The organism is Acinetobacter sp. 22301 (assembly GCF_052045285.1).
Lineage (GTDB): Bacteria > Pseudomonadota > Gammaproteobacteria > Pseudomonadales > Moraxellaceae > Acinetobacter > Acinetobacter pittii.
Map to the genome: position 1 here is coordinate 1 of NZ_JBQEOR010000031.1, position 539 is coordinate 539.

Below are 539 nucleotides of genomic sequence, written 5' to 3' on the forward strand. Positions count from 1 at the left end.
GACTATCCGGCAGTGAACAATGGTGACGGCACCTGGACGCTTGCAGACAATACACTTCCTGCATTAACTGATGGTCCACACACCATTACCGTGACTGCAACAGATGCAGCAGGCAATGCGGGTACAGATACAGCAGTGGTGACAATTGATACTAGCGTTCCAGTTGTATCTTTAGATGACTTAACTACTAATGACACAACTCCTGCTTTAACAGGGGTAATTAATGACCCAACAGCAACTGTGGTTGTGAATGTGGATGGCGTTGACTATCCAGCAGTGAATAACGGTGATGGTACTTGGACTCTTGCAGACAATACTTTGCCTGCTTTAATAGATGGTCCTCATACTGTAACTGTAACTGCAACTGATCCAGCTGGAAATACTGCTACAGATACAGCTACGCTTACTATTGATACAGTACCTGCAGACCTGATCGGTGCGATCACGATTCCTGAAGACTTAAATGGCGACGGTATCTTGAATGCAGACGAGCTAGGCACAGACGGTACCTTCAATGCACAAGTGGCGTTGGGACCAGA

1 protein-coding gene is annotated in these 539 nt (G+C 46.6%); it reads left to right on the top strand.

Annotated elements, in window-relative coordinates; genetic code table 11:
- Positions 1-539 (top strand): Ig-like domain-containing protein (locus ACTJJH_RS18375; RefSeq protein ID WP_440601576.1); only part of this gene is annotated, 539 nt, incomplete at both ends.